The organism is Ruminococcus sp. MSJ-25 (genome assembly GCF_018917825.1).
Lineage (GTDB): Bacteria > Bacillota > Clostridia > Oscillospirales > Ruminococcaceae > Hominimerdicola > Hominimerdicola aceti.
The window spans coordinates 120,479-147,282 of record NZ_JAHLPI010000015.1 but is presented as its reverse complement, the minus strand read 5'-3'; the positions used below and the strand labels follow the sequence as shown (position 1 = coordinate 147,282).

Here is a 26,804-nt window from a genome sequence, read left to right as displayed (position 1 = left end):
AGATTTTCGGGTGGAGATAAATGTATTCAATGGAGGTATGCGTATCAACAGTATCCATAATTGTAGGGTATGGTGGGCAAGTTTTTCGGTTGCCAAACCGTGTTGTAATTGTGGGCTTGTTCCTTCGACGGGCGAACGGTGTTCGCCCCTACAGATTTGTTGCCGTGTGTTTACCCGTTTTTATATTCAATTTTCAAGCTTCAAACAAGGTGCAGGAAGTGCTTTTCTGTGCGATCAGAACCTCTCATCGTGTTCACCTAACTCACGTTGACAAAATGTTTCCTCATACACTGCTACCTTGCAGGATATTCGATTTGGGATAATACCCTTATACTTATCCCGAAAAAGGGGTGCTTTGTTGCATAAAAAATGCAACAATTGCAGAAATGTTGCCAAATTAAATATAAAATCATTTGTTTGCACAAGTTTATTTGTCAAAATTTGTGCAGTTATTACACAAAATTATTACAGAAATATTGATGAAAGTACGAGAAAAAATAGTGTGTCTATGCAGTTATCCCACAATTTTAATTTATATCAATATATGCGATTTTAATAAAAAACAGTTGACAAACGGGTGCGGTTTGGTGTATTATTATATTGTAATCGTTTAATCGTTAAGATCAAACAATAATATATTCGGAGGTCAAAATTATGGCAGAGTATTTTAAGGATATTCCAAAGATCAAGTATGAGGGCGTAAACTCAACTAATCCCCTCTCTTTTAAGTATTATAACCCAGATGAGGTTGTAATGGGCAAGACTATGAGAGAACAGCTCAAGTTCGCTCTTTCATGGTGGCACACAATGGGCGGCGACGGCACTGATATGTTCGGCTGCGGCACTACTGACAAGACTTGGGGCGAGGCTGCTCCTGAGGCAAGAGCTAAGAAGAAGGTCGATGTTGCTTTTGAGATAATGGACAAGCTTTCTATCGACTATTTCTGCTTCCATGACCGTGACCTTTCTCCTGAGTACGGCGATCTCGGCACCACTAACGCAAAGCTTGCTGAGGTAGTTGACTACATAGCTGAAAAAATGGCTGCTGACCCTACTAAGAAGCTTCTTTGGGGTACTGCCAAGTGCTTCGATCACCCAAGATATATGCATGGTGCAGGCACATCACCTTCTGCTGATGTTTTCGCTTATGCGGCTGCTCAGATCAAGAACGCTGTTGACGCTACTATCAAGCTTGGCGGTAAGGGCTACGTTTTCTGGGGCGGAAGAGAAGGCTATGAAACTCTTCTGAACACAAACATGGGTCTGGAGCTTGACAACATGGCAAGACTTATGAAGCTGACTGTTGACTATGCTCGTTCAAAGGGCTACACTGGTGATTTCTACATCGAGCCAAAGCCAAAGGAGCCTACAAAGCATCAGTATGATTTCGATACAGCTACAGTTCTCGGTTTCCTGAGAAAATATGGTCTTGACAAGGACTTCAAAATGAACATCGAGGCTAACCACGCTACACTTGCCCAGCACACTTTCCAGCACGAGCTGAGAGTTGCAAGAGATAACGGTGTATTCGGTTCTATCGACGCTAACCAGGGCGACCCACTGCTCGGTTGGGATACAGACCAGTTCCCTACAAACGCTTATGACGCTACACTTTGTATGTACGAAGTTCTCAAGGCAGGCGGCTTCACAAACGGCGGTCTGAACTTTGACGCTAAGGCAAGAAGAGGCTCATACACAATGGAAGACATTTTCCTGAGCTACATTGCAGGTATGGACACATTTGCACTTGGTCTTAAGGCAGCTGCAAAGATCATTGAGGACGGCAGACTTGACAAGTTCGTTGATGACAGATATGCAAGCTGGACAACAGGCATTGGTGCAGACATCATTGCAGGTAAGGCTGACATGGAGAGCCTTGAGAAGTATGCAGTTGAGAAGGGCGAAGTTACTGACTCACTTTCAAGCGGCAGACAGGAATATCTGGAGAGCGTACTCAATCAGATCATGTTCAATCTTTAGGCAGGGGCGTGCCCCTGCACCCATATCCGCTATCATTCGTGGTAGCGGATTTTTTTATCGCCGCCCATATCATTTTTTACGCTGTGATAAAATATGAAGGCGTGCCCCTGCACCCATATCCGCTATCATTCGTGGCAGCGGGTTTTTTTATCGCCGCCCATATCATTTTTACGCTGTGATAAAATATGAAGGCGTGCCCCTGCACCCATATCCGCTATCATTCGTGGCAGCGGATTTTTTGTACAAAAAAAGAGCGGAGTTTTTTGCTCCGCTCTTTGCTTTTTTTCATTACTTTTCTTTTCTTGAGAGTTCCTGCAGCTCTTGTTCATACTGTGAAAAGCCCTCAACAGACTTCATAAGCTCGTCCTCAACGTGTTCTTCATGATTATCCTTAAACACAAACTTCAGGAATACCGGTGTGATTATCGTTGTTGCAACCACCATGATGATGATAGGTGCGAAAACCTCGTCGCCCATAAGTCCAAGCTTCTGTCCTTTAGCCGCTACTATAAGTGCGACCTCGCCTCTGGATATCATTCCCATTGCTATCTGCAAGCTTTCCTGATTTGTATACTTACAAACCTTTGCACCTAGTCCGCAGCCTATTATCTTTGTGACTATTGCCACAACAAGGAGCAAAACTGTGAACAGCACCATTTTGCCGCTCATGTTGATACCGTTCATTGTAAGGCCGATGCTTGCAAAGAATACCGGTGAAAGGAACATATACGAAAGTGTTTCAAATCTGTTGGAGATATACTTTACGTCCTTTTCGCTTGAAATTGCAAGACCTGCAACAAATGCGCCTGTGATATCTGCTACGCCGAAAAGCTCTGCTACATACGCCATGAGCAGGCAGAAAACGAAGGAAATGATAACGTGACGTCTAAGGTCTTTTTTATCTCTTTTTCTCCACTTTGTGAACACAACATGGTAAACGACTGTACAGCCGATAGCCACTGCAAAGAACGCTACTATCTTAATAAGGACTGTTGCAACGTGAACGCTTGTATCTGCAAGGCTTGTGATAAGGGTCAATGCGATGATACCAAGAATATCGTCTATGATAGCCGCACCGAGAATGGCATTACCTGCTCTTGTAGAGAGCTTGCCAAGCTCTTTCAGAGTTTCTACTGTGATAGAAACTGATGTTGCAGTAAGCACAACGCCTATGAAGAGGTGCTGCAGGAATGGTGAGCAGGCGAGCTTATCGCCCTTGCCTACGCCCATTGCAGCGGCAAGTCCAAGTCCGCCGAACAGTGGTACGATAACGCCAAGAAGAGCGATTATGAATGACGCTTTACCGGTCTTTTTAAGCTCCTTAACGTCTGTTGTAAGTCCTGCGGTGAACATCAGCACGATAACGCCGATTTCTGACAGTTCTGAGATGAACTCAGTTTCTTTTACAACATTAAGAACAGCAGGTCCGAGTATTACACCCGCCAACAACGCACCGACTACCTGCGGCAGTTTCATTTTCTTTGTTACAAGACCGAGAATCTTGGTCGAAAGCAGTATAAGTGCAATAAACAATATGTAGCTATACTCTTCCATGATTTTACTTCCTTTCCACACCGCCATTATATGACGTTAATGCGTAAAAATAACGATTCACAGCATTTTACTTTCTGCAAATCGTCATTGATTTTCCGTATCTTATTATAGCATTATGCCGCACTATAGTCAACAGACAGCACAATTTGTTCACAAAAAAGAGCAACAAAAAAGAGCCGCAAAAGCCGGCTCTTTTTGTGATTATTTTATCAAAGTTTGTTTATACAGCTTTTTTGCCGTTAGGGAATATCTTATCCTCGCAGATACCTGCCATTTTTTCTATAGCAGGCTGGATATCCTGCCACAGACCACAGCCATCGTCCTGACCGCTTGTTTTCCATGCGAACACGCCGTTCCAGCCATTGTTGTAAGCGTCCTCATAAGCTGAGGTGATGTCGAAATCGCTGTCGCTTGCAACGGCCGGGCATTCGCCTATAACGCAAGGCTTTGTACCGTCAAGGCCAAAGTCTGTTGGAGATTCGCTGAAAGGATATCCCCACATTCCCTGCATCCAGGTGTACCAATGAGTTGAATAGAAGTCAACATAGGCAAGGCTCTTGTCATACTTATCACCGCTCAAAACGTTCTGAAGCTCGCTGTCGGATATTTTGTTGCCCTGCTGGCTGTCGGAGTTATACTTTATCATACCCATGCCCACGGTTACGAGAACGTCTGAATTTGCATGGATAGCTGCGGCTGCCTTTGCATAATACTGCTCCAGATAGGGCCAATCAAGCTTGCCGCACTCTTCATTTTCAACTATCCAGTCAGGCTCGTTGCAAAGGTCCACAGACCAGAAATAGTCGCTCTTGCCATATCTTTGAACGAGAGGGACTATATAGTTATCTACAAACATATCTGTCTTGTCGCTGTCCTGAATGAGCGTTCTCCAAGCCTGATAATTCTGGTTCTGATCCTTGAAGTTATCAAAGGACTGAACTGTTGCCATTATATAGATCTGATACTGCTCTGCAAGATAGAACAGATTGTCAAGATCCTCCCAATGAGCTGTTGTTGCACCGTCAAATGTACCGTCTGCTGAGATAGCCATACCAACGTCGCCGTTGCAGATTATCCAGATCCTTGCGGCATTTACGCCTGAATTGTGAAGCTTCTGGAAATGATCTTGCCAGAACTCAAAATTAAAGCCTCCGCCAAAGTCGTTCCACTTATCCCATGGAGCGTTCACTCCATTGAACCAAAGCTCCTTGTCGCCCACCATGAATTTTGTTCCGTCGATCTTGACTTTCGCTGAGCCGTCGGTCGTTGTTGCATAATCCTTTTCAGGCATTGCAGTTTCCGAAACAACGGCAGAGCTGTTGGTTGCTTTGCTTTCAGCCTTTGAGCTTGAGGAATTATCTCCGCAGCCCACGGTCGAAACAAGCATCAGCACTGCAAGTGATGATGCAAGCCACTGTTTAACTTTCATAAAATATACCTTCCTTTCTTTTGACTAAAGTTTTGAACACATTTGATTATAGCACAATACCGCTTCATTTTCAATAGCAAGGTCTGATTTTTTTTGGCAGATAATATCCTCTAAAATTTTAACATTGTATAATTATATTAGCTCTAATAAATCGGCACTTTTTCATATAGCGATTAAAAATATGAACATTTGAGATTTATACACAAAAAGAAGGTATGTTATTTGTTTAATAAGCGTATTCTAATTTGAACAGAGATGTGGTATAATAAAAGATACTGATGAGGTTAATATTTTATATATGAAAGGACGGGAAAGAATGAAATCAGTATCAAAAAGATACCTGAGCTTTATTTTATCTCTTTTAATGGCAATGACTATATTTGTTGGTCTTGACCTTGGGGATATAAATGCGCAGGCATTGTCGGGAGATACTCTCAAAAACGCTGACACGGAAGCCATACTTGAGGATATGGGTCTGGGCTGGAATTTGGGCAACTCTCTTGACGCAACAGGCGGTTCGGGTCTTGACACGGAAACATCGTGGAGCAATCCTAAAACAACTCAGGCTCTTATAGACAAGGTAAAGTCTTTAGGCTTCAACACAGTGAGAGTGCCTGTTTCTTGGGGCAAGCACGTATCGGGTGACAACTACACTATCGACTCAGCATGGCTTGCAAGAGTAAAGGAAGTAGTTGATTACTGCTACAAAAACGATATGTATGTTATTTTGAATATTCATCATGACACAAAGTCTTCTGCAAGCGCTTCGGGAGCAGGATATTATCCAAGGTCTTCTGCATATTCAAGCTCTGAGAAATTTGTTACCAGCGTATGGTCACAGGCGGCAGAATATTTCAAGGATTATGACTATCATCTTATATTTGAAACCCTTAACGAGCCTCGGCTTATTGGCACAGGCTATGAGTGGTGGTTCAACAAGTGGAACATTCCGTCAGAGGTAAAGGACGCTATCGACTGCATTAACAAGCTCAATCAGAAGGCTGTTGACACCATAAGAAACACAGGCTCAAACAACAGGAGCAGACTTATCATGTGTCCCGGTTACGACGCTTCCATAGACGGTGCAACTGTTTCAGGCTTCAAGCTTCCTACAGATATCTCAGGCAACAAAAACCGCATCGCTGTATCAGTTCACGCTTACAGCCCTTACAACTTTGCAATGAATGTAGATACATCAAATGGTGCAACATCGACTTACTCTTCTTCTATAAAGGAGGAGCTTAAGAACCTTTTCAGCACGCTGAAAAGCACTTTCCGTGACAAGGGTATACCTGTTGTTATAGGCGAGTTTGGCTCAACGGACAAGAACAACACTGCTGAGCGTGTAAAGTGGGCGACAGACTACACTGCGCTTGCAAAGAAGAACAACATTCCATGCGTACTGTGGGACAACAATGCTTTTGCAAGATACAACGGAAGCAGCATTGTTCTCAACAGTGAATATCACGGCTACATAAACAGAAAAAACAACACTGTTACAAGCCCTGCAAAGGACGTTATCGAGGCTCTTATGAAGCCTTACGGCAACAAAGCAAATCTTAACTGTTCTTCAAGCGTTACCATAGTTGCGGGACAGAGCAAGAACATTGGAGCAAGCTCATCAACAAGCGGGGCTGTTCTCACATACAAAAGCACGACTCCGTCAATATGCACTGTTGGCAAGAACGGAAACGTGACCGCTCTCAAGATAGGTACAGGATATGTTACTGTTACGGCTTCTGCAAATGGTTATGACAGCGTTTCAAAGGACGTTAAGATAGTTGTTTCAAAGAAGAGCCTTAACAACGGACTTCTTACGCTTTCAGAAACAAGCTATGTTTATGACGGCACATACAAAAAGCCTGCGGCTACAGTTACGCTTGACGGCAAGGTGCTTCAGGCAGGCAAGGATTACACTATCTCATATAGAAACAATCTAAACGTTGGCGTTGCAACTGTTATTGCGACAGGCATGGGCGACTACACAGGTTACACATCAAAGAACTTCACTATCACAAAGCGTGCAATGGCAGGCGGAACAGTTTCAGTGACTTCAAGCGTTTCATTCACGGGAAGCAATATTACTCCGTCAGTTACAGTAAAGGCAGCAGGCAGGACGCTCACAAGCGGCACTGACTACACAGTTTCATACTCAAACAACAAGAACGTTGGCACGGCTAGCGTTTATGTATACGGCAAGGGCAACTATTCAGGCTCTCTGAGCGCTAAATTTGACATTGTTCCTGCAAAACAGCAGATACAGAAGCTTGAAACCAGATACAAGGGATTCTATATTGATTGGGCGCAGAAAGGCTCTGCAACGGGATATGACGTTGAGTATTCTGTAAACTCAAACATGAGCGGTGCAGTTTCAAGGCATTTGACAGCAAACAAGCCTGACACTCTGACAATAAGCGGTCTGACAGGGGACAAGACATATTATGTTCGTGTTCGTTCATACACAAACAGAAACGGCAAGGTATACTACGGCGCATGGTCTGATGTAAAGAGCATAAAGACAGCTAACAACGACATCACAAAGGCTTCTGTTTCTGGCATTTCCACAAAGGCGTTCACAGGAAAGGCTATTACACAGAACGTAACTGTAAAGGTCGGAAACACTGTTCTTAAAAACGGCACTGACTACACAGTTTCATACTCCAACAACAAAAAGGTCGGCAAAGCTACTGTAAAGATAACAGGCAAGGGCAAGTATGGCGGAGTTATCACAAAGACGTTCAAGATAAATCCTGCAAAGCAGGAGATACAGAAGCTTACGGCTAAGAGCAAGGCATTCTTTATCGACTGGGCGCAGAAAGGCTCTGCTACCGGATATGAAATTCAGTATGCTACCAACTCAAAGTTCACTGGTGCTAAGAAAGCGACTATAACAAACAACAAGACAGACAAGACCACTGTTTCAAAGCTTTCTGCCAACAAGAAATACTATGTTCGTGTGAGATCTTACACAACTGTAGGTGGCACAAAGTATTACGGTGCTTGGTCGGCAACAAAAACTGTCACTACAAAGAAATAAGGCTATATTGGCATAATGAAAATACCGACGGCTCGGAATGAGAGCGGTCGGTATTTTTTTGCGATATTTTTCAGTTTGTGGGGAAGCTAGGCGGGCGAACGTTGTTCGCCCCTACATGGGGTCGGGGTTTTATCCGTTAGTGCTTGCCACAAAGAAATATGTTATGTAGGACAGGACGATAAATGCAGAAGAAAGATAGCTCAGAGTGCTGACTATGGCTTTGCAGGGGGCTTTTTCAGAGCGGTTGCAAAGGTCTGTGAAAAGTCCGATATTTATTAGTCCTATGAGCATACATGGGATTATGTATCTGAAATTCATTGTGCAGATAAAAGGATATCTGATGCAGAAGTTATAATAGTTGCCTAAGATAGTGGCATAGACCACTGTGAGCATGAGTTTTTCGGTAAATCTTGCGTTATCGGTCTTTACAAAAAGCACTATGAGCATTGCGATGAACGCTATTACCGCAAGAACCAAGGCTATCCAGAAAAGTGCATATGGCACGAGCATTGCGTTTTCGGGGAAGAAAGTTTCGTTTATGCCCTCGCCGAAAAGCGAGTTTTTAAGCATTGCTATGGTAGGGTTATACTCTTTATAGCTTTCACCGCCCCACTGCTCAAAGACTATTTTGATCTGTGAGAAGCTGAAGTCTGTAAGGCGGTGTCTGGCGGTGAGGTCGCCTATATACTGGCTGTCGGCATTTGAAAGGCTTGGGACATAGTTTGGTTTTACGCCAAAGCGCAGGTAGTTTCTCACGCTCCACCAAAGTCCAAGAGGACAGCATATTACACCGAAAAGGCACATTTGACCCAGGCGGTTTGCCATATGCTTGCGGTTTTGCACAAGCGCCATAAAGAAAAGTATGGCTACGGCAGGGGCGATAAGCCCTACGGATATTTTTGTCATCATGCCAAGACCGATACAGAGGGCGGCTTTGACGATATTCTTTGCAGTCTGTTCTCTATACCATTTCAGCACGCAATATATTGCTCCCACTGTAAAGCACAGCATGAGAGGGTCGTTATTTATTCCACCTGACATAAGGACAAGGTATGGATACATACAGCACATACCGAACGGGATAGTCAGGGCTTTGCCTTTAAGGTCAAAGAGCCTTAATATCTTATAGACTGTTATTGTTACGGCACAGACATAGAAGAGGGTCAAGGCTTGTATGGCCTCGCACGCCATGTAATACTCTATACCTATGGAGGTACAGAATTTCAGCCATACTGCACAGATGATATGATGGAGAGGCGGGTGATAATACTGCCAAAGGGTAGTAGGGTCGAAATTTGGCAGGGCGTTGTTATTATAGATATACTCTATATAGCCTGCGTGACCGCCCTCGCCGCCGAAATACCACACGTCATTCTGTCTTGTATAGATATCGGACATAAAGACATAAGAATAGCGCAGGACAAAGCCTGCACCTGCCAAGGCAAGGCAGGTGACACGGTCGTGGAACTTTTTATCGTTATTGAGCAAAACGACATACATAACAAGCACGGCGCAAAGTCCTGCAAAGCAGATAAAAGCCGCTTTATATTGGGTATGTACGAAATAATTCACTGCCGCAAGGGTCAAAAGGGTCTTGCCTGCAAAGGTCAAAACTGCGCCTGCGGTATGCTTTCCGCTGTCATCGAGCTGTTTCAAAAACCGTCTGAGGTAGAAAAACTCTATTATCATGAAAACGCCACACACTGTGACGCCGTTTAAAAACTTATAGCTATAGCTTCCAAAGCCTGTGAGTGCAAGGCATATGAACGCTGCAACTATATAAGGGTGACGGCTGAGGGTGCGGAAGATCGCCTCAAGCCGTCTGTCGCTTATGGCTCTTCTGTTCATGTCTTTCCGCAGGGACAGAAGAAGTCCACCTTTCTTTTTGTTCATATTAGTTTCCAGATTTTTCTTCGTGATATTCTTTTTCTGTGTTCACGTTCCAGATATCTTTTCTGCTCTTTTTGCCTGTTTTTATGGCTTCGGCTGTTTCCATGGCGGTGAGCATTGAATGGTCCATATTATTATATCTATGCTGACCGTTTCTGCCAACGCAATAGAGGTTCGGGAAAGTATCGAGGAACTTTATCATGGTATCGAAATGCTTATATGTATCAAAATAAGCAGGATATGCTTTCTTGACCTTTTCTCTATGGGAATCGAGGACTTCGTTTTCGGAGATAACTCCCATTTTAACAAGCTCAGCGGTGGCGAACTTCACGCAATCCTCCTCGGACATATTCCAGAAATCGTCCCCCTCGGCACAGAAATACTCAAGGCCTATCCAAACTGTATTCTCAGGCTTTTCCACCATATAAGGCGACCAGTTGTTGAATATCTGTATTCTGCCAAGCTTTACGCCCTTATCCTGAACATATATCCAGCAGTCAGGGACGATATTGCCAAGAGTTGTTTTATTTGTTTCATTTTTAAGGTTGAGCTTATTGACAAGCAGACCAACGGTAACAAAGTCACGGTATGGCAGACCCTTGGCTATCTTTATGACAGTATCGCAAGGCTTTGTGCCGTCCATGCCGAGGATAAGGTCTTTGACAGGCATTGAGGAGATAAAGATATCCCCTGTGAAGGTCTTTTTGCCCTCAGCGGTATCGCAGACAACGGAGGTGACTTTTCTGCCCTCGCACATTATTTTCTTTACCTGACAGCCTGTGAGTATTTTTCCACCAAGCTCTTTTACTTTCTCAGCGGCTGTTTCCCAAAGCTGACCAGGGCCGTATTTTGGATACCAGAACTGCTCGATAAGGGAGGTTTCCACCTCGCCCTTATTCTTTGTGCCGAACACCTTTTTGAACATATCTTTCAAAAGGGCTGTGATAGAGAGGCCTTTTACTCGCTGTGAGCCCCAATCTGCGGATATCTCGCTTGGGTGTCTGCCCCAGAGCTTTTCGGTATAGCCCTCGAAGAACATAGAGTAGAGGACCTTTCCGAAGCGGTTTATATAGAAGTTCTCAAGGTTGGTTTCAGGCTTTTTGAACACGCACGCCCACAGGTAGCTAAAGCCTGCTTTCATGGTGGTGACAAAGCCCATGTTCTTTATGGTTTCGGGCTTCATTGAGATAGGGTAGTCGAAGAAGTGCTTATTGTAATAAATTCTCGACACTCTGTCACGAACGAGCATTACATTATCATCGGTTTCAGGGTCGGGGCCGTTTTCGGCAAGCGGCTTTTCGTGGCCTAGCTTTTTATCGTCATAGGCAGGCTTGCCCTGCAAAGGCATAAGGTCTGCCCACCAATCCATGACCTGCTGATTTTTGGAGAAAAATCTGTGTCCGCCTATATCCATGCGGTTGCCGTTATATCTCACTGTCTGTGATATTCCGCCCATTGCCTGCGAGCCTTCAAGTATGGTCACGTCATAGTCGCCGCCGTTTTTAAGAAGCTCTATTGCCGCAGTCAGACCGGCTGGGCCTGCGCCTATAATAATTACCTTTTCCATGTGTTATCCTCTCCTGTTCAGTCTTTATTTTTATCAAATATAATAAATTTTCTTCCTGCAAAATTCCATATGAAAACTATCACTGTGGAAACAAGTTTGCCCACAAGATAGTATTTATCCTGCGGGAGAAGCGTGCCGAATATGAGCTTTGAAGCAAGGATATCCTTGAAGAACCATATTATTGCGGCGTTTATGCCAAGTCCCACAACGCCCACGGCGGCAAATGCCGCAAACTCTGCAAGGCGGTTTTTTATCTTTGAATTTTTGAATATCCAAAACGTACTTAGGGAATAATTCACCAAAAGTCCTGCCACGAAAGAGATAGTCGCGGCAATGACTGGGTCGAAGCGGCAAAGCTCCACAAGTGCTGTCATAATGCCGTAATCCACCACAAATGCGAATCCGCCCACAAAGACGTATCTGAAAAACTGTATGAATGTATTATCGGTATCACCCGAAAAAAGCTGTTTTATCTTCATTTTCACGTTCCGTTCCTAATATGCTGACACATATAAATGCGTTCACAGGGGCAAAAAGTTGCACACAGGTGGTTACTGCGGCTCAACTTCTCCCTTTCGCACAAATATACGTTCTGCTTTTTGTACACATTGTTAGAAACACATAGTTCACAAAGCATTAATTAATATTATACAACTTTTATGTCGTTTCGTCAAGCAAAATTATGCAAAAAATAAAAAACGGACGGTTTTATCCGTCCTCTAAGCCTATCGAAAAACACTCAAATAACGGGCGAACGCTGTTCGCCCCTACATACAAACAGCGTATTTTCGCCATTTGTAGGGGACGGCGCCCTCGACGTCCCACTTGTTTCAGACTTTTTCAACAAGCTAAAAGGACGGTTTAATCCGTCCTCTAAGTTTTTTCAGAACCATTACAGATCATATCCTGTTATGAGGTTTAAGTCTTTTATCCTCATACATATATTTATCGGCGATGTGCATTACATCGTCAAACCAGAAGTTTTCCACCGGAGCTACTGCTGCACCGACGCTTACTGAGAGGACATAGGATCTACCGCTTCGTCTGTTCAGCTCTGCCATTTTATCCTTTATCTCCTCCTTGACCTGATCGGCAAGGTCTGTATCAACTATAGCAAAAAGGGCAAGCTCATCTCCGCCAAATCTGCCGCAGACTTTATTTTCTATGCTCACGCTGTCGATAGCGTTTGCGGCGGCTCTTATTGCATAGTCGCCTGCTTCGTGTCCGAAATTATCGTTTATATATTTCAGTCCGTCAACGTCCACTGAAACTACAAGTGCAAGCTGGTCGTTTCTTCGTGGGAGAGTTTCAAGGGCGTTATAAAAGCCAGTACGGTTATAAAGCCCTGTGAGCATATCGTGACGGTACATTTCTTCGATATGCTTTGTCATATACTTCTGATAGGTGACGCTTCGGAAGCTGCCCAAGGCGGTATTCAGGGAATTTACATAGAGTGGTATTTTAAAATACTCGTTGAGCTGCACAGGAAAATAGAAGCAGACATAGCCAAGTGGTATGCCGATATGGGCAAGTGCTGAAAATATGAGGGGGACTTTATAGTCCATTATATTCTCAATATCGGGAATGATGTTGGTGCGGTCAAAGGGCTGTGGGATATCTCTGTCTTCCACGGCACGGCTCCGCAAAAGTATCATTTCATCGTCAAAAAGCGGTTCTCTATTGCTTACACGAGGGTCTTTACGTTCGTCAAAGAAATCACCATTCACCACAACAGCCATATCGCCAAAAGCATACTCTTTCAGCAGGGCGGCAAGAGTCTTAGGAGTTTCGCAATTCATGATATTCACTGCAAGCTCATAGAGGACACGCTCCTCGTCCTGATAGCGGTTCATTCTGTCTCGGAGTATTCTGATATGCTCCCCGGTATTTATCTGCTCCACTGAGGGTTCACAGCCGCAGGAATTTTCAACGGACAGATCATAGTCAACTGTATATACCTTTTCGGGCTTTTCACCAGCCAGAGCTTTACTTATAGTATTGATGATGGTTTTAGCGGTATCATCATAGCTACAGCCGCTTGTTGTAAGCATAGGTGTACAGTACCTAGCCTCTTCAAGTCCGTCAAAGCCTGTTATGATAATATCTTCAGGTATTTTATAGCCACGTCTTTGAAACTCAGCCCCTGCGGCTATAGCCATCATATCGTTTGCACAGACGATCGCTCTTGGGACTTTATTTCCCTCTATCATATCGTCCACTGCTTTCAAAGTAGGTGCTGACCAATAGTCACCGTAATAAAAGACATCATTTCTGAATGGGATATCATACTCCTCGAGTATCTTTCTGAAAACTGCTATACGCTCTTCTGAATTTTCTTCGTCTTTTCTGCCTGCGATAAAGCCTATATCTCTTACACCATGCTGTTCTATCACATGGCGAACCACTTGCTCAAAGCCTTTTGCATAGTCGAATTTGATGCTTATGCAATCGTCATGCTCTACGCCGACTGATATAACAGGCTTACCATATTCGGCGGCGTCCATTCTGATTTTTGTCATTACATCTTCAGCATACACGCCCTCTTCAAAGGTAACTACGGCATCTGTTATATTATAATCAATAAGGTCAAACACAGACTGCTCGCCTTTTTCAGACAGAGTCTTCCAATAAAGGTCTGAGCAGGTGTGATATACAAAGAGCCTGTAATCGTTTTCAACAGCAAAATTATTAAGAGCCCGTATGATTCTATAGTTACGCTCATCATAGACTTTACACATACAGACCGCAATTATTTTGATGTTACCGATCATACAGCACAGCTCCTTTCCTATAAATTCAAATACAGTGTTATTATAACATGATTTAATGAATAAATCAAGAGAAAATCGGACGATTTTTAAGAAATTAAGACATAGTTTCGCACACTTGATTAAATAATTAAAGAAAAGGAGCAGGCTGTTAATCCAGTCTGCTCACATCGTTCCATGACCTTACACGCTGATAAGACATTTTATGCTGTTGGAGATACTCGTCGGTATTTTCGGGAGGGCTGGCGATATCCTGTGGGTTATCGCTTGTAAAGATATCCTCATAATCGTTAGTTATGACCTTATCGTCCTTTTGGTTATCCAGCAATTTTTGCAGGTTTTCGGTCATTTTATCACGGGTAAGCCCCTCGAAGTCTATACGCTCTTTTCTGCCGTCGAAGGGAAAGTTGGGGAGTTTACGCATGAAATTAAGATCAGACACAGTTTTTGCGGTGATGACAGCAGCTACTACAAGGTAGGCGAGCATAACGAAAGTATCGCCTGACACGCTGTCAAAAAGGGCGAATTTCAGACCCATATATAATATCATCACGGCAGGGGAGGCGACTATCAATTTAGTTGTATCCGCCATGAGCAAAGCACCACAGGCGGCAAACGCCGCATAGTTAAAAAAGGCATTTGAGCTTGCATCAAAAAATGCGAACATCGCACTTTCCGCCGCAAAATAATTCGCCCATCCTATCATTCCGTATAATATAGCCGCAGGAATAAGCAACGCAAAGGTAAAAGATGCAAATCGCCGCTGCCTTTTTATAAGCCTGCGGAAATGCCTGCGAAGAGTTTCGTCAGGCAGTGTTTTATAGTCGGCTCTCAGATCAAACATTTCCATGTTATGTCACCTCCTGAATTTATTATAGCATGGGGGTAGGGGATTGTCAAATGGTTTCTGGGGGTGTTAGCACAAACCATGTAGGGGAGCGGCGCAATTTCTGCTTTGCAGAAATACAACGTCCCGATATTTCTTGCCCGTTAAATTATTGGAGAATTTCACAATAATGTCACCCCCGAATAATTCAACATCAAAGATACAAAAAATACGGCAGTATTCCTCCGAGTGGGACGCCGAGGGCATCGTCCCCTACAATCCTGAATTTACAGCAAACTCCAGGCACAGGCGAACAATGTTCGCCCCTACATCTCATTCGGGCAAGTTCCTGCCGCCGCAAAATCGCTCCGCTCTTTGCGTATCTACATTGCGCTTAGGGTTAGAAAGGCGGTGCAGATTTAATTCTCCGATATCACTTTCATCTGATATCCTATTTCTATCTGCTTTTGATACTACAATCTGCACCTTGTCGGCTTGCGCCGAATGAGGCTCTGCCTCATACTCCGCTAGGGGCTTTGCCCCTAGACCCCACAATGGGTTTCACCCCTTGACCCTGACCAGGGACGTGTCCCTGGACCTTTTGCTCGCTTCGCTCGGTGCTGGGTACTCTACTTTGTGCGACACTGTCATTCCTCACTCCTCACTTAACTTCGCTCCTCATTTAGCCTCGCCCCTGATTTATTCAAATGTAATCGTTTTATGCCTATTGCATTAATTTGCTTTTTGTTGTATAATATATTTGTTAATATATACAGCCATTTGGCAAAATCAAGATATGAAAGGACCTTATTACTATGAAGAAATTCCTTGCGGCGGCTCTTGCTCTTTGCATGACAAGCGCTGCTCTCACAAGCTGCGGTGATTCAAACAGCTCTTCTGCTGCTGACTCAAACTCCGCTGCGGCAAACTCTCAGGCTTCCGATTCAAGTGCGGCTGATACCGAAAGTGTTTCAGACAAGCTTCTTGCTGAGTACCCTGCATCTACGGAAAAGATAGATGTTAAAAATGGTGCTACTGAGAACATGATCGCCAGAAGCGTTATCAACGAGGGCGACACTTCCCGTCTTGCGGCTAAGCTCGACTACGCTCTGCAAAATCCTAAGGAGACAACAAAGATCTGTTTCATCGGCGACTCTATCACGGCAGGTTCGGGTGCTAACTCCTCAACTAATCAGTATGTAAACCAGTTCAAGAGCTGGTGGGAGGAAAACATAAGCTTCTATGTTGATGTTACTAATGCCGGTATCGGTGCAACTGACTCATACATAGGTGTTCACAGGGCACAGCGTGACGCTTTGGAGGCTAAGCCTGACATTATCGTTATCGAGTTTATCAATGACGCTGATGATGAATTTTATGAGTCCTGCATGGACAGCCTTGTAAGAATGTGTCTTGAGCAGGACAACAATCCTGCAGTTATGATACTTGAGCCTTCAACTGAGGGGGGCACATCTCCGCAGGCTGCACATCTCAAGGTAGCACAGGCTTACAACATTCCTATGATTTCTTATCATGACGCTGTTATGCCTGAGATAGAGGCTGGCAACTTCACATGGGCTGACATTTCACCTGACAACGTTCACCCTAATGATGACGGACACGTTATAATGGCTTCACTGCTCACAAAATTCGTTGGCAACATAAAAGACAATATTGACAGCGTTGACAAGGAAACGAAGGCATTTGACACAAGCACTGTTGCACCGACGGGTGATGTATTCGCTGACGCTACTATTGGAAGCCGTCAGACAGAGGACATTGTAAAGACAACTGACGAGGGAACATTCACAGATGTTACTACATTCCAGAAGTTCACAGACGGTTGGGGAACGACAACAGGCGGCACTATCAAGTTTGAGATAACTGCAAAGAACATTGGTATGATATACTACATGACAGTTGACGGCAAGTCCGGCGTGGCTGCTGTAAAGGTCGATGGAGAGGACGTTGCGACTATCAACGCTGACTTCACAAGCGGCTGGGGCAACTATGCTAAGGCACAGCAGATATACTCATCTGACGAGGTGGCTACTCACACTGTTGAGGTAACTGTCGTTGATGACGCAAAGCCTAACTTCCAGATTCTTAACTGGCTTATTTCATAATATGTGAAACTAATAGCCGCAAGGCATAAAAAAGTGCTGATACGTTTTGTCCGTATCGGCACTTTTTGTTGGCATATTATCTTTTAACGTCCATTCGCCTGCAAGCTACTGCGAAAAATACTGCCAGCTCTGCAACGGCAAGCAGACCCAGAGTTCTGCGGTATACGATGCTTTCAGCAAAATTTCCTGCATCCAGCTCAGAAAAAAGTTTTATGAAAAGTGCGGTGTACGCCGCCGCTGTAAGTATAGCGACAGACCTGTTAAAACGCTTTATCACCACGCTCAAAAGCAGTGCGGACAAAAATATTATGGCAAAAAACATCATTGCCGAAACAAAGCTGCCAAGCCGTGAGCCGCTGAAAAATATATCGAATATCTGCGATCTTTGTTCAAGAAGTTCATATTCGACAGAGCCTGCGGAGCTGCCGCACATAAGCTCTATGACACGCAGCCACAGGAGATAGCCGCCTGAAACGAATACCGACATTGTTACCATACTAAGGAGCACACAGCCTATGCCGCATTTTCTTGGGATATTTTGTGCACAGGTTATCTGAATAGTGTTCGTGCAGACCACATATGCACACACTGCGGTGACGACACAAGAGGCTATCAGCAGCAAGGGCAGCACAAAATCGCAGGCTATTGCCATATCGCCGCTGCCGCATAAAAATGCAGATACTGTGATGACGCCGTAGAGGCAAAGCATAAAGGCATATATCACAAGGCAGTAATATCTCTGGATCGTCTTGAAAAGTGTGAGTGTTTTGATCTTTCGCATTTTATTTCACACCCCTTTGTCTTTTGATAGGCTTTCTGTGCCAAAAAAGGTAAGCTGTCAATGCGGCGATGATCGTAAGTACCGCATAGGTAACAGAAAAGGCTATCGGTGCAACATCGGGAACGATATTTTCAAAGAACTCATAGCTCAGCAAAGGACTTCTCAAAGCCTTTGTGAAGATACCGCCGCCGATATTCAGTGCCGCAAGGATAACTATAAGACCGCAGTTGATGAGTTTGCCTGTGCGTTCAAGTCGGCTCATTATAATGAAAAATGCCGAGCCGCTGAAAAATATGAGAAAAGTTCTCACAAACAGCATCAAATAGATATAAGCTGCACTTTTGCTGAATGACAGCGATAAAAGAGAATAATTTTGCAGTATCTCTGCGTGTGTATAGTCCACTGCCACGCCGTCAAGGCGTATAACAGTTCCTTTCAGCTTATCTGCAAAAATAAAGCTCTCTATGCTGTGTGCGGCAACAACTATAAATGCTGTGACAAAAGCACAGATAAGTATTGCAGCAAAGGACTTTTTTCTTGACACACCACAGCAGACTGAAAGTGAGAATATCTCTTTTACCGTAAAAAACGCCGCCGCAAATGCTGCCGCCCCCGTAAGCAATTCATAATATTCCGACACACCCTCCACGCTCAAAGCCTTTGCCGCAAGCAGCACAAGGAAAAACACAAGCACGGCTGCAAGGGGAAAGAGAGTTCTTACAACAGTAGTTTTACAGAGTTTTAGCTCATTCATTGTTCCCCCTCCTCACCTGTCAGATTTATGAACACCTGCTGTAGGTCGGGTCTTGAGATCTCAAGACCTTCGGGGACATTTTCGGGCGTGCCCTTTAGATACGCCGAGCTTATTGTTCCGATGTTTTTCATGCAAAGCACCTCTTTATTCTGACAATAGGCAGAAACTAAACTCTTTGCACCTGTGACGGAATAGCCATCCGTCAAAATATCCTCCGTTTTGCCTGCCGCAAGCACCTTGCCCTTATCTATTATTATGACATCCTCCACAAGGTTCTCGCACTCTTCGATAAGGTGGGTGGATATTACCACGCCGCACTGAGTTTCGGCAAAGCGTTCTACCAGCAGGCGGTAAAAAAGGTCACGGTGGTTTGCATCAAGCCCAAGAACAGGCTCGTCAAAGAAGAGAAATTCTGCACCGCTCGCCAAGGTGAGAATGAGCTTTGAAACTGTCAGATAGCCTGTTGACAGTGCAGAAAGGCGTTTTTTCTGGTCAAGCTTGAACTTTTCGGCAAGAGAATAGGCATAGTCCTTATCAAAACCGCCGTAAAAATCAGCCGTGATATTCACCGCCTGCTTAAAGGTCAGACCTGCCGGCATTGTGACGCTCTCGCTCATTGCGTATATACGATTCAGTGCTTTATCATTTTCCAAAAGGTCTTCGCCGTCAAGAGTACACCTGCCCGAGGTGGCAAAAACACGGTTTGTGATGATATTGAGCAGAGTGGATTTGCCTGCGCCGTTTCTGCCCAAAAGTCCGTATATCCTGCCCTTTTCTATCTCCACAGACACACCCACAAGGGCATAGTTCCTGCCGTATTTTTTTATGATGTTATCCGCCTTTATAACGCTGTTACTCATTTTCAAAACCCCTTTCGATCATTGCGATTATCTCATTTTTTGATATGCCAAGCTTTTTGGCTTCTGCGCACATTTTGTCAACGTAGGTCTGCTGAAAATCCTGCTGTCTTTCTGCTTTGAGTTTTTCCACTGCTCCGCTGCTCACGAACATTCCAAGGCCTCTTTTTTTGAATATTACCCCTTTATCCACAAGCATATTTATTCCTTTCAAGGCTGTGGCGGGGTTCACTTTATACTCCACTGATATTTCTGTTGTGGACGGTATCTGCTCTCCCTCAGGTATCGTTCCGCTTATTATCATATCCGACAGCCACTCGCACAGCTGGACATATATAGGCTTTTCGCTCTCCAGTCTGAGTTTCATATCATTTCCCCCTTTCGGTTTCGATCTTTGCTGTCTTTTTTCTTTTATTCTCACAAGTTTATTAGTTAGTTACTCATGTAACTAACTATACAACAAATAGCGGCTTTTGTCAAGCTTTTTGGCAAAAGATTTTTCAAGACAGGCAAGATACACAATTTTATACTGCGTCTTTTATGCAATATAAATGTTATAATATTTTATGAATATACAAAATATTTAGCGAAAACTAAGCAGCCAGCTTAACAAAAACGAAAATAGATATGATATAATAAATATGCTGAAAGAAACAAACACAGCGATAACTTATTGATCCCCTTAATAAGACTTCTCCCGACAGGTTTTCCGACTGTCGGGAGTTTTTTTGCATATTAGTTTTCTTTTTGTTCTGTGATAATATCCGAAAGCTTATTTATCAGATCTTCAGGCACGTTGTAGTAACACTTATTTATCTTTACGTTATACGCATCTGCCGTTGTTTGTCTGACAATTATGCTATATTCTTTACCGTCTGATACTTTCCACTGAGCAGTACCAGCTGAAATCATTCCATTTTTTGCTGTATTTTCATCGACCGCATAGCTTAAACTTTCGTTGAGGAGCTGGCGAAATTCTGTTATAGCCGTTTCATCTGTTATATCCCAGTTTTTCCCCTTTGCATATGGGTCGCCATACTCGGCGGACACACCAAAGCCATTTATATTGCTGAAATCAAGTTCTGTGATACTATCATTGTCCACCGAAGCTTCACTTTGTTCAGTGCTTTCACCGAGCACAACAGAGCTGTTTGCAGGCGTTGGGGTGGCACTGCTTTCTGTGGTATTTCCGCAGGCTGTCATTACAGCTATTCCTGACAAGGTGAAAATAAATAATATTTTATATTTCGTTTTGTTCATAATATCGCCTCCTGTAATAATTATACTCGAATTGTATAATTACTACAATTGACAATTTTAACATATTATTTGTTTATGTTTTGTACAATTTACTAAATAAATCTAAATATTATTAAAAATCGTCAAAAAATCGGCAGCAGGCACATGATAGCGTCTGCTGCCGATAGTTTTATATTGTTTTAAGCATTAAAGCAATTATCCAAGAACAACAACGATGTTTGTCTGCTCTGTCATCTTGCACTCGCACACGAAGTTGCCTTCAACTGCTTCGCCGTTGACTGTCATAGACTTTACGCCGCTCTGAACGTGGTCTGGGTTCTGAATGTCGATAGAAAGGTGCTTGCCACGGAAGTTCTTTTCGATCTTGAAGCCGTCCCATGTGTGTGGGATAGATGGGCTTATTACAAGTCCCTCTGCGTTTGGTCTCATACCGCAGATACCCTCTACGCAGCCTACCATTACTGTTGAGCCTGTACCTGTCAGCCAATGAACGTGTGAACGTCCTGCATATGGTGAACGTGTTGACTCTGTAAACTGACCGTGAACGTATGGCTCAAGTATTCTTACTTCTGCCTTATCGTTCATGTTAGCAGGTGAGGACTCGAGGAAGTACTCGAATGCTCTGTCACCGTGACCGAGAAGTGACTCTGCAAGGATAGCCCAGCCCTGTGTCTGTGAGAAGATACCACCGTTCTCCTTTGTATCAGGGTTAAAGATGTGCATGAGAGCACCGTCAAAGTAATGATCTACATAAGGTGGCTCCATGATCTTTACGCCGTATGGAGTATTGAGTATCTCATGTACCTTTTCCATAGCAGTTTCAGCCTGCTTCTCAGATGCGAAGCCTGAGATAACTGACCAAGACTGTGGGTTGAGCCACATTGAAGCCTCTGGATCCTTCTTAGCGCCAACGATCTCGCCGTTCTCTCTGTAGCCTCTGATGAATCTATCTTCGTCCCAGCAAGCTTCAAGGCTCTTGCCGAGTTCAGGCTGTACCTTATCGATATAAGCAGCGTACTCATTATCGCCTCTGTCAAGTGCATAGCCCTTGATGATGCTCATTGCATAGTAGAGCTGGAATGCAACGAATGTTGACTCACCCTTCTTACCAAGTCTGAGGCAGTCGTTCCAGTCAGCATAAAGACCTGCTGGCATTGTATGAGCGCCAAGTCTTTCCATTGAGAAGTTGATAGCTCTCTTAAGATGCTCGTAAACTGTATCCTCGCCGCCGTTTGCGTATACGATAACTTCATCGAGGAACGCCTTGTTTCCGCTCTCACCGATATACTTATTAACTGTTGGGAAGAGCCAGAGAGCGTCGTCTGCTCTATAGCATGGGTGGCCTGTTTCCTTAGCGTAGATAGAGTTCTCGTCGTTCTCGTCCGGGCAAGTTTCGTGACCTGCCTTGTGGTCGAACTTAACAAGTGGAAGTCCGCCGCCGTTATCTACCTGTGCAGAGATCATAAATCTGATCTTTTCAGCAGCAAGCTCAGGATTGATATGGATAATACCCTGGATATCCTGAACTGTATCTCTATAGCCATAGCCGTTTCTCAGACCGCAATAGATGAATGACGCAGCTCTTGACCAGATAAATGTGATGAAGCACTGATAAGCGTTCCATACGTTTACCATGTTATTGAACTCGTCAGAAGGAGTTTCGATCTGGAAGTTATTGAGCTGACCATGCCAGTAAGCGATAAGCTCCTTTACCTCAGCGTCTACCTTGCCAGGCTCGTTATATGCAGCGAGTATCTCGTCAGCTACCTTAGGATTCTTCTGACCAACAACATAGATTATCTCCTTTGTCTCGCCAGGAGCAAGGATAATGTCAGACTGAAGAGCGCCACAAGCGTTGGAGTTATAGTTGAGCTTGTTATCGCAGAAGCCTCTTTCAACTGCAACAGGGTTGCCGTATGTTCTGTAAGAGCCGATAAAGCTGTCCAGATTACCGTTATAAGCGGAAACAGGAGCGCCAACTACGCCGAAAAATCTTTCTCTCCAGTTAGAGCCGTTCTCGTCCTTACCGCTGTTCTCATTGATGTGCTGAACGATCTTATTGCCCTCAAAGCTTGTTCTTGTGATGAACAGTGTATACTGGAGGTTTACCTGATCCTGCTCATAGTTGTTCTCGTTTGTGAACTCTACAAAGCCGAATGTTGAAAGGTTTCTGTATCTGTCAGAATTATTTGTGATCTTAGTTCTCCATACCTCATAGGTCTTGTTCAGAGGAACATAATATGTAAGCTCGGAGTGGATATCTGCATAGTCAGACTTGATAGTTGTATAAGCTGTACCATGGTGGCACTCTGTCTTATACTGATCGAGAGGCTTGCCTACAGGCTGCCATGTGCATGACCAATAATCCTTGGCGTCGTTATCTCTGATGTAGATATATCTGCCAGGAAGACCGATATTTGAATTGAAACGGTAACGGATTATTCTTCCGTTAGCACCGCTCTTTACAAAGCTGTATCCGCCGCCGTTGTTAGATACGATAGCACCGTACTCTGGTGAGCCGAGATAGTTAGCCCAAGGTGCAGGTGTGTCAGGTCTTGTGATGACGTATTCCTTGTGTTCAAGGTCAAAATAACCATACTGCATATTTTTTATACGCTCCTTTTCAATATTTTAAAGTTGTAAACGTTTCACCAAAATGGCGTAAACGTTTCCCTCATAGATTCCGTCATTATTCATAACGCTTATATTATTTTAGCATACTTCCGATAGCTTTACAAGGGGGTAAAGCCAAAAAAATGGGCGTATTTTCAAAAAACTTTTTCGGGATTGTTGACTTTTGAAACTTAAACGATTGAAAATCGTCATGCTTTTTGTCATTGTCCAAAACGCACTAATAACTGATATTTATTTATATATATTGGATATTGACAGCAATGTCGAAAATATGGTATATTGTGTATATAATAAATTATAGGAGGTAGATACTATGGCAAAGATATGTAACAGCAAGCCTGTTAAAATCGTGCTAATAGTTGCAATTATAATACTGGCTATAGTATTTGGTTTTGTCTTTTATCAAAAAATGTCTGATGAACAGCAAGAAAAGGAAGCTAATGCCAATGACGATGTTTCTTATGACGTGCCTGACGCTTCGGACATAAAGGTCAAAGAAGGTCGATACTACCTTAACGGTGACACGAGCAGCTATTATTTTGAGATCACCGCAGGCAATCACATACAGCTCCACTGCGATGATATGTATGCTCTTTTTGAAAAGTGGAATCCCGGCAAGGATGACATTATCAAAGAGGACGTTGCTTATTGGACAGGCGAAAAGGAATATAACATAGTTATTACAGAAACAGGCACTGTAATACTAGCGGTAGAATGGGAATATGACGACAACAGCAATCTGACCGGACTTACAAGCGGTCCTTGTTGGCTTGATGAAAACACTCTCGGCAAGTGGGGTCAGGAGGGCGACTTCAAGTATGTAGACAGCAGTGAATATGCTGACAGCTCATCCGACAGCACTGAAATTTCGGCATATTATATTCATCACTGGTATGGAGAAGAACCATATGAGATAACAGACAAGGACACTATCGACAAGATAACTGCGTGGATAGAGAACGCTAAATCGGTATGCAAGGATTATCCTTACATTGACGGCTTAGAATACGGTGGCGCAGACGCTTATGGAATCTCTCTCGAAAAGGATGAATCAAGTGATGCGTATGAGAGCATTTGTGTTATCGATGTTTCACAGTATTCGTGGGACACCTCAGGCGGTATGCACTCTGAAAATAAAATATGCAATTTCAGCATAAAAGATGATACAGGCGAATTTCAGGATTACAATTTGCCAAAGGAAATGATAGATGAAATAATGTCACTTATAACAAGACCTAATGTTGAATAGCATACAACACATACAAAAACGGCGTGTATCTGCCACGATACACGCCGGTTATTTTTTGATGTATTATGATACCTTGAGCCATGCGCAGGCAAAATCAAGAGCTTCATAGAGGCTTGATTTTTCTGCCACCTTAACTATCTGCTTATTCGGAGGCAGTGTGCTGTCTGTTGCAACTTTTCTTATTCTTACCTTATTTGCAACGTCGATACCGCCGACCTTTTCTGTAGAAAGTATTTCTATCATGACTACGAACTCGTCATACATATTTCCAAAATAGATATTATTCCCTTTTCTCACCAGTGGAACGCCCTTATAGGTGAAAAAAGCTTTCTTTTCTTCTGCCATTTATCTCTCCGCCTTTCTCATAATATATTTCTCTTTTTGTTTACTATTTTATTATACCATACTTTTCACATAATTAAAAGAGCTTTTGACAACTTTTTTGCGCAGGTTTTCAGCCTTGCTTTATGTGGGATACATATTGTATCACATATTCTTTGCAAAAGCTGTCGAAACATGACCGTATGGGCGAACTCCGTTCGCCCGTCAGATCATATGCTTAGCATGGGATATGCGTTTTAGTAGTTTTCGTCCACAGCCTCGCCTTTAAGAAGTCTGTCCATATTTGCAACGAACGTATCGACCCAAGTTGACTGTATTCTGAATGAGGTTTCACCGTTTAGCTTGACCACAGAACGTCTTGAAGAATCCTTATAAAGCTCCATAACGTCCTTTTTGCCGTCCTTGCGGTCGAATGTTATAGTCAGATAGCTTTCGCCCTCAGGGTCTGTGAAGTATATCTCATTTGTCGGGCAGCCCATAAGATACTGATAGAAGGTCTTAAAGTTGTCAACGTCAAGCTCCTTGCCGTCTGTTGTGACCTTTGTTACCTGTGCGGTAGTTTTGCCGTCAGAATCAGTATCAGCACTTGTGCCTGAGCTTTCCACCTCATAGACGGTCTTTTTACCATTATAGACTACCTCAACGTCTTTAAGGTCAACAAGGTAATTTGAAGTCATAAGGCTTGTTATAACGTCCTCTGCTTTGATCGTTGCCCATGGGAGGTTATCGGCTGAAACGAGGTATATAGCGTCAACGCCCTTTACGCCCTCAAAGTAGCAATAATATGCAGACACTGTATCTGTTGTTTCACTGCTGTCGCCTGCGGTAGCATAGACAGGGTCGCCTATTTTAAGGGTATAGTCATAGCCGTCTCCTGAAAGCCTTACTGTTGCGAACGGGTCGGAAAGTCCATGCTCTTTCATTGCAGTTTCATCAGGTGCGATGACCTCACAGCTCTGTGCTGTAAGTCCCCACATACCATGGGTAGTTGCTGAAGAATTTGTGATGTTCAGGTATGAGAAGATAGGCTCTGTCATTACCTGACCTGAAAGTCCCTCTATCTCGTTCGGGTTATTTTCAAACGCCATTTCATAGTCCAGATCTTTTCTTGTAACTGTTTCCTTGCCATAGTCAGGCCAATCGTCGTCAGACGGCTTTGTAAGCAAAGTGAGGTTCGCATATGCGGTCACTGGATCTGTATAGTATGAAAGCTTTGTTCCCATTACCATATAGACGGTCTTTTCATCGTCAAGGCTCACATAGCTGTATCTTTCGTTGCTTGGTGAAACAGAGCCTACATGAAGGGTAGTGGCAGTGCCGTCGCTGTATTCAACTGTGAGATCTGCTGTGGGCTTATCAAGACCGTATTTTGACATATCCTCAACGTTTTCTTCAACGAGCTTTTTCGCCTTGAAGCCGTCAAGATTCGATATCATGGAAGCTTCTGCGGTGGCATTTGCATTGAGAGTGCCAAGCTCAGGTATGCTCCATGTGGATTTGCCTGACTCGGACTTATTAACGGAATACTCGCCATGTTCGTTTGAAACCTTTACGCTTGTTATATCGTCGCTTGACTTTGTAAGGATAACAACGCTCTCGTCCTGACTTGAAACTGCCGCTGTTGACGATGAGCTGGAGTCTGCGTCTGATTTGCCTGAGGTGGAGTTGAGAAACGCCATTACTCCCACCAGACAAGCGGCTGTGACTCCGCAGATAATGATACCCTGCAATTTACCATTCATTTGTGATT

At 43.7% G+C, this 26,804-nt stretch carries 20 protein-coding genes; 4 read left to right on the top strand and 16 right to left on the bottom strand.

Translation table 11 applies throughout. The features are described from left to right. The first annotated feature begins 654 nt into the window (after nucleotides 1-654). A complete protein-coding gene (xylA, locus tag KQH97_RS05705; RefSeq protein ID WP_022287212.1) occupies nucleotides 655-1,980 on the top strand; it encodes a xylose isomerase in 1,326 nt (441 codons plus the stop codon). Between the two features lie 288 nt (nucleotides 1,981-2,268). Here the strand turns inward: xylA and KQH97_RS05700 are convergent, their stop codons facing one another. Continuing rightward, nucleotides 2,269-3,534, bottom strand: a complete 1,266-nt coding sequence (locus KQH97_RS05700) for a cation:proton antiporter (RefSeq protein WP_216553331.1) — start codon at nucleotides 3,532-3,534, stop codon at nucleotides 2,269-2,271. A gap of 220 nt (nucleotides 3,535-3,754) precedes the next feature. Then, nucleotides 3,755-4,963, bottom strand: a complete 1,209-nt coding sequence (locus KQH97_RS05695) for a cellulase family glycosylhydrolase (RefSeq protein WP_216553328.1) — start codon at nucleotides 4,961-4,963, stop codon at nucleotides 3,755-3,757. A 316-nt stretch (nucleotides 4,964-5,279) separates the two neighbouring features. Here KQH97_RS05695 and KQH97_RS05690 point away from each other — a divergent pair, with 316 nt between their 5' ends. Further along, nucleotides 5,280-8,000 carry a cellulase family glycosylhydrolase gene (locus tag KQH97_RS05690; RefSeq protein ID WP_253286380.1) on the top strand — a complete coding sequence of 907 codons (2,721 nt, stop codon included), beginning with the start codon at nucleotides 5,280-5,282 and terminating at the stop codon, nucleotides 7,998-8,000. Nucleotides 8,001-8,129: 129 nt separating this feature from the next. On the opposite strand, the gene KQH97_RS05685 is transcribed toward KQH97_RS05690, so the two are convergent. The 6 genes from KQH97_RS05685 to KQH97_RS05660 form a co-directional block, all read right to left on the bottom strand. Continuing rightward, nucleotides 8,130-9,893: a glycosyltransferase family 39 protein gene (locus KQH97_RS05685; RefSeq protein WP_216553322.1), complete on the bottom strand. Its 1,764-nt coding sequence runs from the start codon at nucleotides 9,891-9,893 to the stop codon at nucleotides 8,130-8,132. Nucleotide 9,894: 1 nt separating this feature from the next. Further along, on the bottom strand, nucleotides 9,895-11,457 hold the full coding sequence (locus KQH97_RS05680; RefSeq protein ID WP_216553319.1) for an NAD(P)/FAD-dependent oxidoreductase: 1,563 nt from the start codon (nucleotides 11,455-11,457) through the stop codon (nucleotides 9,895-9,897). 17 nt (nucleotides 11,458-11,474) lie between these two features. Beyond that, nucleotides 11,475-11,936 (bottom strand): GtrA family protein, encoded by a 462-nt coding sequence (locus KQH97_RS05675; protein WP_117927943.1) that lies wholly within the window; start codon nucleotides 11,934-11,936, stop codon nucleotides 11,475-11,477. Between the two features lie 420 nt (nucleotides 11,937-12,356). Then, nucleotides 12,357-14,228, bottom strand: coding sequence for a diguanylate cyclase (locus tag KQH97_RS05670; RefSeq protein WP_216553315.1), 1,872 nt, complete (start codon nucleotides 14,226-14,228; stop codon nucleotides 12,357-12,359). Between the two features lie 148 nt (nucleotides 14,229-14,376). After that, entirely contained in the window at nucleotides 14,377-15,075 is a 699-nt protein-coding gene (locus KQH97_RS05665; protein WP_216553312.1) for a hypothetical protein, read from the bottom strand. A gap of 309 nt (nucleotides 15,076-15,384) precedes the next feature. Beyond that, nucleotides 15,385-15,606 (bottom strand): hypothetical protein, encoded by a 222-nt coding sequence (locus KQH97_RS05660; protein WP_216553310.1) that lies wholly within the window; start codon nucleotides 15,604-15,606, stop codon nucleotides 15,385-15,387. A gap of 260 nt (nucleotides 15,607-15,866) precedes the next feature. Here KQH97_RS05660 and KQH97_RS05655 point away from each other — a divergent pair, with 260 nt between their 5' ends. Continuing rightward, nucleotides 15,867-17,177 carry an SGNH/GDSL hydrolase family protein gene (locus KQH97_RS05655; protein ID WP_216553307.1) on the top strand — a complete coding sequence of 437 codons (1,311 nt, stop codon included), beginning with the start codon at nucleotides 15,867-15,869 and terminating at the stop codon, nucleotides 17,175-17,177. 76 nt (nucleotides 17,178-17,253) lie between these two features. Here the strand turns inward: KQH97_RS05655 and KQH97_RS05650 are convergent, their stop codons facing one another. The 6 genes from KQH97_RS05650 to KQH97_RS05625 form a co-directional block, all read right to left on the bottom strand. Next, nucleotides 17,254-17,958, bottom strand: a complete 705-nt coding sequence (locus KQH97_RS05650; RefSeq protein WP_216553304.1) for a hypothetical protein — start codon at nucleotides 17,956-17,958, stop codon at nucleotides 17,254-17,256. Between the two features lies 1 nt (nucleotide 17,959). Then, nucleotides 17,960-18,712, bottom strand: a complete 753-nt coding sequence (locus KQH97_RS05645) for a hypothetical protein (RefSeq protein WP_216553302.1) — start codon at nucleotides 18,710-18,712, stop codon at nucleotides 17,960-17,962. Further along, complete coding sequence (locus KQH97_RS05640; protein ID WP_216553299.1) at nucleotides 18,709-19,572, bottom strand: ATP-binding cassette domain-containing protein; 864 nt, start codon at nucleotides 19,570-19,572, stop codon at nucleotides 18,709-18,711. The genes KQH97_RS05645 and KQH97_RS05640 overlap by 4 nt, the downstream gene beginning before the upstream one ends. After that, nucleotides 19,565-19,936 (bottom strand): GntR family transcriptional regulator, encoded by a 372-nt coding sequence (locus KQH97_RS05635; protein ID WP_216553294.1) that lies wholly within the window; start codon nucleotides 19,934-19,936, stop codon nucleotides 19,565-19,567. The genes KQH97_RS05640 and KQH97_RS05635 overlap by 8 nt, the downstream gene beginning before the upstream one ends. Nucleotides 19,937-20,304: 368 nt before the next feature. Next, nucleotides 20,305-20,829: a hypothetical protein gene (locus KQH97_RS05630; RefSeq protein WP_216553291.1), complete on the bottom strand. Its 525-nt coding sequence runs from the start codon at nucleotides 20,827-20,829 to the stop codon at nucleotides 20,305-20,307. Nucleotides 20,830-21,024: 195 nt separating this feature from the next. Then, the gene (locus tag KQH97_RS05625; protein ID WP_216553288.1) at nucleotides 21,025-23,433 is read right to left on the bottom strand and encodes a glycosyl hydrolase family 65 protein; all 2,409 of its coding nucleotides are present in this window, start codon (nucleotides 23,431-23,433) and stop codon (nucleotides 21,025-21,027) included. Nucleotides 23,434-23,776: 343 nt separating this feature from the next. Here KQH97_RS05625 and KQH97_RS05620 point away from each other — a divergent pair, with 343 nt between their 5' ends. Next, a complete protein-coding gene (locus KQH97_RS05620; RefSeq protein ID WP_216553286.1) occupies nucleotides 23,777-24,712 on the top strand; it encodes a hypothetical protein in 936 nt (311 codons plus the stop codon). A 63-nt stretch (nucleotides 24,713-24,775) separates the two neighbouring features. On the opposite strand, the gene KQH97_RS05615 is transcribed toward KQH97_RS05620, so the two are convergent. Both KQH97_RS05615 and KQH97_RS05610 read right to left on the bottom strand, forming a co-directional pair. After that, nucleotides 24,776-25,057, bottom strand: coding sequence for a hypothetical protein (locus KQH97_RS05615; RefSeq protein WP_038670225.1), 282 nt, complete (start codon nucleotides 25,055-25,057; stop codon nucleotides 24,776-24,778). A gap of 233 nt (nucleotides 25,058-25,290) precedes the next feature. After that, nucleotides 25,291-26,796 carry a DUF4340 domain-containing protein gene (locus KQH97_RS05610; protein ID WP_216553283.1) on the bottom strand — a complete coding sequence of 502 codons (1,506 nt, stop codon included), beginning with the start codon at nucleotides 26,794-26,796 and terminating at the stop codon, nucleotides 25,291-25,293. Nucleotides 26,797-26,804: the final 8 nt, after the last annotated feature.

Excerpts from the sequence above, each read along its gene's own strand:
- KQH97_RS05690 (WP_253286380.1), top strand. The coding sequence starts at position 5,280 with ATGAAATCAGTATCAAAAAGATACCTGAGCTTTATTTTATCTCTTTTA.
- KQH97_RS05670 (WP_216553315.1), bottom strand. The coding sequence starts at position 14,228 with ATGATCGGTAACATCAAAATAATTGCGGTCTGTATGTGTAAAGTCTAT.
- KQH97_RS05680 (WP_216553319.1), bottom strand. The coding sequence starts at position 11,457 with ATGGAAAAGGTAATTATTATAGGCGCAGGCCCAGCCGGTCTGACTGCG.
- KQH97_RS05695 (WP_216553328.1), bottom strand. The coding sequence starts at position 4,963 with ATGAAAGTTAAACAGTGGCTTGCATCATCACTTGCAGTGCTGATGCTT.
- KQH97_RS05645 (WP_216553302.1), bottom strand. The coding sequence starts at position 18,712 with ATGAATGAGCTAAAACTCTGTAAAACTACTGTTGTAAGAACTCTCTTT.
- KQH97_RS05685 (WP_216553322.1), bottom strand. The coding sequence starts at position 9,893 with ATGAACAAAAAGAAAGGTGGACTTCTTCTGTCCCTGCGGAAAGACATG.
- KQH97_RS05655 (WP_216553307.1), top strand. The coding sequence starts at position 15,867 with ATGAAGAAATTCCTTGCGGCGGCTCTTGCTCTTTGCATGACAAGCGCT.
- KQH97_RS05650 (WP_216553304.1), bottom strand. The coding sequence starts at position 17,958 with ATGCGAAAGATCAAAACACTCACACTTTTCAAGACGATCCAGAGATAT.
- KQH97_RS05675 (WP_117927943.1), bottom strand. The coding sequence starts at position 11,936 with ATGAAGATAAAACAGCTTTTTTCGGGTGATACCGATAATACATTCATA.
- KQH97_RS05610 (WP_216553283.1), bottom strand. The coding sequence starts at position 26,796 with ATGAATGGTAAATTGCAGGGTATCATTATCTGCGGAGTCACAGCCGCT.
- KQH97_RS05625 (WP_216553288.1), bottom strand. The coding sequence starts at position 23,433 with ATGCAGTATGGTTATTTTGACCTTGAACACAAGGAATACGTCATCACA.
- KQH97_RS05630 (WP_216553291.1), bottom strand. The coding sequence starts at position 20,829 with ATGAACAAAACGAAATATAAAATATTATTTATTTTCACCTTGTCAGGA.
- KQH97_RS05640 (WP_216553299.1), bottom strand. The coding sequence starts at position 19,572 with ATGAGTAACAGCGTTATAAAGGCGGATAACATCATAAAAAAATACGGC.
- KQH97_RS05620 (WP_216553286.1), top strand. The coding sequence starts at position 23,777 with ATGGCAAAGATATGTAACAGCAAGCCTGTTAAAATCGTGCTAATAGTT.
- KQH97_RS05615 (WP_038670225.1), bottom strand. The coding sequence starts at position 25,057 with ATGGCAGAAGAAAAGAAAGCTTTTTTCACCTATAAGGGCGTTCCACTG.
- xylA (WP_022287212.1), top strand. The coding sequence starts at position 655 with ATGGCAGAGTATTTTAAGGATATTCCAAAGATCAAGTATGAGGGCGTA.
- KQH97_RS05635 (WP_216553294.1), bottom strand. The coding sequence starts at position 19,936 with ATGAAACTCAGACTGGAGAGCGAAAAGCCTATATATGTCCAGCTGTGC.
- KQH97_RS05700 (WP_216553331.1), bottom strand. The coding sequence starts at position 3,534 with ATGGAAGAGTATAGCTACATATTGTTTATTGCACTTATACTGCTTTCG.
- KQH97_RS05665 (WP_216553312.1), bottom strand. The coding sequence starts at position 15,075 with ATGGAAATGTTTGATCTGAGAGCCGACTATAAAACACTGCCTGACGAA.